This window comes from Vibrio sp. 10N.261.52.A1 (assembly GCF_002876325.1).
GTDB lineage: Bacteria > Pseudomonadota > Gammaproteobacteria > Enterobacterales > Vibrionaceae > Vibrio > Vibrio chagasii.
In genome coordinates this window covers 1-4,391 of record NZ_MCYD01000641.1, presented here as the reverse complement: position 1 = coordinate 4,391, position 4,391 = coordinate 1, and the positions used below count along the sequence as shown (strand labels likewise).

At 45.9% G+C, this 4,391-nt stretch carries 2 protein-coding genes; both read right to left on the bottom strand.

Annotated features, from left to right (window positions below; all coding sequences use genetic code 11):
- Positions 1-188: 188 nt before the first annotated feature.
- Positions 189-1,724 (bottom strand): M28 family metallopeptidase, encoded by a 1,536-nt coding sequence (locus BCT81_RS11910; RefSeq protein ID WP_102424496.1) that lies wholly within the window; start codon positions 1,722-1,724, stop codon positions 189-191.
- A gap of 112 nt (positions 1,725-1,836) precedes the next feature.
- Positions 1,837-4,206: a M4 family metallopeptidase gene (locus BCT81_RS11905; RefSeq protein WP_102424494.1), complete on the bottom strand. Its 2,370-nt coding sequence runs from the start codon at positions 4,204-4,206 to the stop codon at positions 1,837-1,839.
- Positions 4,207-4,391 lie beyond the last annotated feature (185 nt).

The following is a 4,391-nucleotide window of genomic DNA, read 5'->3' as shown; positions in this document are numbered from 1 at the left end:
ATATATTTATGGTCATTATTAGGTGAAAAGAATTTCTCTATTTACATTTAAATTAACGCATTTTCGTAAAATAGTATTGGCTCTCAAGTTCCTCAGTCTCTCTAACAAAAAACGCAGCCGGTTTGGCTGCGTTTGTTTTGGTTATTTTGGCAGTAAGCCATGTCATGCTTGAGTTTAGCTAGTCAGCCCTAGAGAAGTTCAGGAATAAAGTTAGCGATGATAGACACATCGCTGAAGTTGCGATACCCGCGCACCATGATGCTGAATTCGCCCGCAGGTTTGTTTAATACACATTGTTCGTTGCTGCTGTTCTGGTATGGGCGGCAGTCAAAGTTTGATTTTGACGCCACACCGTTATATTTGACGTATAAGTCGGCATCGCCACTGCGAGGGCCAGTCAAAGTTACCGTTAACTGACCAGCTTGCTGAGTTGTAAAGTTGAAGAATTGCTCTTCACCATAGCCAGCAGATAGGTCGCCAACAGGGACACCAGGCTCTAGCTCTGTTGGCCCAGTAACGGGTGAATCAAGGCTGCTTTCAACGAGGTAAGCAATCGCCAGTTTCGCGAACTTCGAGGCATGGGTTGCCGTCGGGTCTGAGTTCTCTAACGTATCATGCTGCGTGTGGATGCTCGGGTTGTAATCGTTGAACATGCTCTCGAATGGCATAGCTGCAGGGTAGCCAACGTTGTGCCATGAGGCGTGATCGGAACAGGCATAACCACAACGGTCAAAACTGTAACTGATGTCGCTAGCGTAGGTATCAATCAACTCGCTCAGGTAAGCCGTTAGGTTGCTGTCGGTGTAGTCGGTGATGAAGGTAATATCGTGCGCGGAACCGTTGTAGTTAGTCATGTCCAACTGAAGTACAGAGATAACATTCGCTTGTTCGTCTCTCAGAGCATTAGCAACATCTTGTGAACCACGCAGTCCCACTTCTTCAGCCGCATAGCCATAGAACTTGATGGTTTTGTCTGGTTGAATACCACTAGCTATCATCAAACGCAGCGATTCTGTGACGGTAGCAATACCAGAAGCATCGTCATCAGCCCCGGGGGAAATAGTGCCTTCACTTGTCCAAGACCCTACGGTTGAATCAAGGTGTCCGCCAACGACAACGATCTCTTCTGGATACTTCGCGCCAAGTAAGGTGACTTCGACGGATTTTTGCGGATACTCTGCGTGCGTGATTTGGCGTGCCGAAGCGTATGGCACATCTTTGATTTCCCTTTTCCAACGCTCTAGCAGCCAATCTGAAGCAGCAACACCCGTAGAAGTGGTATAAAAACGGTTGGTGAAGTTGGTTAGATTTTCGATGGTCGTAACCATATTGCTTGGCTCAACCTGAGCGAGTAAATCATTCACTGTATCTTGGTGGCTGATCGTCGGCTTTTCGAAGGTGCTCATTGTCAGCGGCATTGCGGCAGCTTTTAATGCGCTAGCCTTGTTTTCATGCACCATGTAGCCACCACAGCGGTGGGTTTCTTCGTGCATGTGGCTAGAAAGTTTAGCCAACTGTTTTGCGTTGATTTTTGCAACGATGGAGTGTTTGTTTCCATTCACCGCTGGGTATACCGTTGCGCCGTGTTCCACTATCAGGTGTTGAGCGTCAGCATCGGTTGTGATCCAAACTTCAGAGTTTTCTGGCGGTGTGATTCCTAAAGATGCATAAGCCGTAGCGCTGCCAAATAGAGCCATAGCGAGGATACTTTTTTGAATAGCCATTTGATGTCCTTTTTATCGTTATATTTTTGTTTTTTTTATTGTTTTAGCTATGAGGGTTTTCATTACCCACATAGTCAAAGGGCCCCTTTCGGAGCCCTGAATTAACTATCGATTATTGTGTTTTGATGAAACGGTAGTGCTTGGTTTCTGAACAAACATCACTTGAGGTACATACTTGGTACTCCACATCTACCGTACCGTTGTGACGGAACTTATCGACGTATGAGTTGAAGTCTGTTGCACCAACACTCTTGCCGTTACGTTTAATCACAAAGTAGTCGTTTGTGTCGTAATCCCATGCGAGTTTAACGCGAGCTTTGCCATTCGGATTCTTATTACCGAACTTCAGTTTTAGTGGGAAACCTTCCGCAGAGTCGCCTTCAATCGTGATCGATTTACTTGTTGATGTTGCAACGCCAGCATCGTCAGTGACGGTCAGTGTTACCACGTAGTCACCCGCTTCAGCGTAAGTGTAGCGAGTTACTTCACCCGTTTGCGTGTTGCCATCGCCAAGGTTCCATTGGTAAGAGATGATTTGGCCGTCGCTATCTGAGCTTGTGCTGCGAAGTTCGACTTCTTTGCCAACCACAGTGTGTTCGAACGAAGATACCGGTGGTACGTTAGTGCTGCCAGCTTCGTATGACGCTTTCAGGTTGGCACCTGTGTAATCTGAGTAGCCTAGAATGTTAACGGTGTAGCGACCAGCTGTTGGGTTATCGATAACACAGACTTCATCGGTCACGCTTTCACTTTTACAGATGTTCTCTTGTGGGTTTGGTGCATAATCGAGACCGACATACATATCTGGATCACCTGTAGAGACAGCCAGATCAATCGTCAGTTTGTTTTGGCCTTCTGGTACTTCGATATCAAAGTAAGTCTTGGAACCTGTTTCACCAGCCACTGGTGCTTCAACACCATTTTCTAGACGCTGATATTCAGGCTCTGGCGGTAGTGGTGGCTCATCACATGGTGTTACACCAACCAGTGCGAACGCGGAAACCACATCTTCGGTACTGTAACCAAGGTCAGTGGCTGAGTTTTTCACGCCACACGCACCTTGCCAGAAATCACTGTTTTCCGACCAGTAGATCTGGTTAGCCAATACGAACAACTCGAATGCTTTCTTTGTATCCCAACCCTGTGTCGTTGCAAGGTGGTAAAAGGCCTTGTTGAATACACCTGAGCTGTAGTGCACGTTCAAGCCATCGTAGTATTCCGATGCGTTGTTGATTGAAGAACCGTCACGTGATGGGTCATCCATGTAACGTAGAGCACCGTCACCTTTGAAGATATTACGACCGACCATCCAGTCGTTGGTGCCTTTCATGTAATATTCTGCAGCTTCACCAGCGATGTCTGAGAAGGCTTCATTCATACCGCCAGATTGGTTTGCGTAGATCAGACCTGAGTTTTGCTCAGTGAAACCGTGGCTGACTTCGTGTGCTGATACGTCAAGGCTAACAAGCGGGTAGAAGAAGCTTTCACCATCGCCAAATGTCATTGCCTTACCATCCCAGAATGCGTTCTCGTAGTTTGAGCCGTAGTGAACACGCATCATGAGTTTGAAAGAAAGTGGTGCAGTATCGAACCAGTTTTTGTACATATCGAAGACAACGTTACCGAAGTAGTGGGCATCGTTTAACGGAGAATAGGCACCGTTTACTTCTTTATGTTCGTTGCGAGGGCATTCGTAGCTGTAAACAGTATCGCCATCTGTTGCGCCATTTAGGTCAACCGTGACAACGTTGTCCGACTCCATAACACATTGAGTACCGTTTTCTTGTACATCAAGATAGTGATAGTCCGTACCATATTCGTACATGCCTGTTTTTTCGTTACCACCAGGCCCTGTACCGATCTGTGCGTGAGCAATACCTTCCCAGCGGTCGATGATTTCACCCGTATGAGCGTCGAGCATTGTGAATGGGCGTGAAGGCTTTTCGCTACCTTTCACAAGGTAAGAAACCACGTACACGAGGCGTGTCTTATCAGCCCCTTGTGCTCCAACACCTTGCTTTGACGCGCCTTGGTAGATAAACAGCTCATGTTGTACGTTGTCTAGTGATTTGCTAGCTACGCTCTGGGCTTTTAGGTCTTTACTCGCTAGTTCAACAGCTTGAGCACTGTTGATGGATGGCTTAACGAAAGATCGCTCCAGAGTGGTGGTTTTTAAGTAGCGACCTTGAACAGACTTAAGCGCGCCACCTTGAACACTTTGGGTTGCGTTTAGGTAGTGTCCCCAAACCGGCGTTCCCCAAATGTTTTGTTGGATCTTAACTTTGTAGATACCACGCTTTTTCAGGTTAACTTCCTTAACCATCTTGAAGCTTGAGGCATTACTGACGCCTAGCTGAGTATTTAACCCAGAGAAGCTAGTAAAGTTGATCGGTTGATTAATGCTAACGGACTCACCCGCGTGTACGGATAAAGACATAGCACTCGCTATAGCAACGGCAACTAAACGCTTTTTCATTTTCATTGTTATTTTCTCTTTCCATGTAAAATCCATGAAAACGTAACAAAAATATCACATTGAATTTACATTATTCGATCGAATTAATTAGTAGCATGGCAGGGCTCTCTTTTATTCATGAAATCTATATTTCTCGTATTTACAGATGGTTATGATTTATGTTTATTTTTCGATGTGCTTATATTTTTTAT